We start from the raw sequence: 1,857 nt of genomic DNA on the forward strand, positions 1-1,857 counted from the left end.
GTATTGTTGTAGAAGGAGTTCGGGTGGAAAAAGAAGCCGTTCTTGGTGCCAATGTTTGTTTGACTGCCTCTACAAAAATTATTGATGTTACAGGAAGTGAACCTATTGAACACAAAGGATTTGTACCAGCTCGTTCCGTTGTAATTCCGGGAAGTTATACTAAGAAATTTGCTGCCGGCGAGTTTCAGGTGCCGTGTGCTTTGATTATTGGAACTAGAAAACCATCGACTGATTTAAAAACATCCCTCAATGATGCGTTGAGAGAATATGATGTGGCGGTGTAATTCATAATTTATCCCAATGAAGATACTTGTAATACAAATAAAAATGATTGGTGATGTTCTTGCAAGCAGTATAATTTGTAATAATTTGAAACAAATTTATCCTGAAGCACAAATCGATTACATGATAAATAATTTTACAAAACCTGTTGTTGAAAACAATCCTAATATTGATAATCTTATAATTTTTGAAGAAAAATATCAAACCAACAAACTTTCTTTTTTAAAGTTTTTAATTAAAGTCAGGAAAGAAAATTATGATATTGTAATCGATGCATACTGCAAATTAGAAAGCAAATTAGTTGTTCTTTTTTCTGCAGCTAGAGTTAAAATTGGATATAAGAAAACTAGTTTTAATTTTATTTATAATAATAAAGTTGATGATATTAAAATAACAAAAATGAATGCAGGTTACGCTCTTGAAAACAGATTAAATCTTTTATCACCTCTTTCAGGAACAATCTATTTAGATATTAAACCAAAAATTTTTTTTAATGAAAATGAAATATTATCAGGTAAAGAAATTTTAATAAAACACGACATTGATTTTTCCAAAAAACTATACATGATTGGAGTTTTAGGAAGTGGAAATGAAAAAACCTATCCTTTTGAATATATGGCTAAAGTTTTAGATTTTATAGTTGAAAACTCAAATGCATCTTTACTTTTCAATTATATGCCATCGCAAAAAAAAGAAGCCAAAGTTATTTTTGATTTATGTAAACTAGAAACTCAAAAAAATATAAAAATAAATGTTGTTCCTGGGAGTATTCGAGAATTTTTATCTATTGCCTATCATTGTGATGCTTTAATTGGAAATGAAGGTGGAGCAATTAATATGGCAAAAGCAATTGATAAACCAACATTTACGATATTTTCTACTTGGATAAATAAAATATCATGGAATTCATTTGAAGATGGAAAAAAATATGTTTCAATACATTTAAAAGATCTTAAACCTGAATTATATGGCAATAAATCGGCTAAAGAAATGAAGGATAAAGCAATTGAATTATATAAAAAATTTGAGCCTAAATTAATTTTCTCCGATTTATTAAAATATCTTAATGAAAACTAAACTATAAGCTATAAATCTAAAAGAAATTCCGATATCGATTTTTTACACATTTAAACTTAGAGGACTGAATTCAAACAAATTAAGTGAGCTCAAAATAAATTAATTCTTATATTTTTTCTTATTTAAACTATAAATTTATGACCGTTGACTGTTATCAGTTTTAGATGATAATTTTTCTTCAGTTCGATTGATTTGAAAACATAACTCAATAATCTATTTAGAGAATATGATGTTGATATATAGATTGATACGACTTGTGTAAAATAAATTCTATTATATTGATTGTTTATAAAATTAATAGATTTTTTTATTTGATTCTACTAAAGATATTTTTTTTCACATACGATAGATAATGAATAAGTATCTCTTTAAATATATAAACAATTCACTTCTTACTTGGAAAAAAGTAAAATCATTTGAATTTATGACACTTGTATCAGATAAGTCTTTTTCAATATACAAATGACCTACAGGAAATCGAAAAAATTTGGAATCCCA

General features: G+C 26.3%; 1 protein-coding gene and 1 pseudogene. Both read left to right on the top strand.

Going from position 1 to position 1,857, the window contains the following annotated elements; translation table 11 throughout:
- A pseudogene (locus tag ACOYLT_RS11810) lies at nt 1-284 on the top strand (2,3,4,5-tetrahydropyridine-2,6-dicarboxylate N-succinyltransferase); the annotation flags it as partial.
- Nucleotides 285-300: 16 nt separating this feature from the next.
- Complete coding sequence (locus ACOYLT_RS11815; RefSeq protein WP_422854036.1) at nt 301-1,359, top strand: glycosyltransferase family 9 protein; 1,059 nt, start codon at nt 301-303, stop codon at nt 1,357-1,359.
- Nucleotides 1,360-1,857: the final 498 nt, after the last annotated feature.

Source organism: Flavobacterium sp. (assembly GCF_049318185.1).
In the GTDB taxonomy this organism is placed as follows: Bacteria; Bacteroidota; Bacteroidia; order Flavobacteriales; family Flavobacteriaceae; genus Flavobacterium.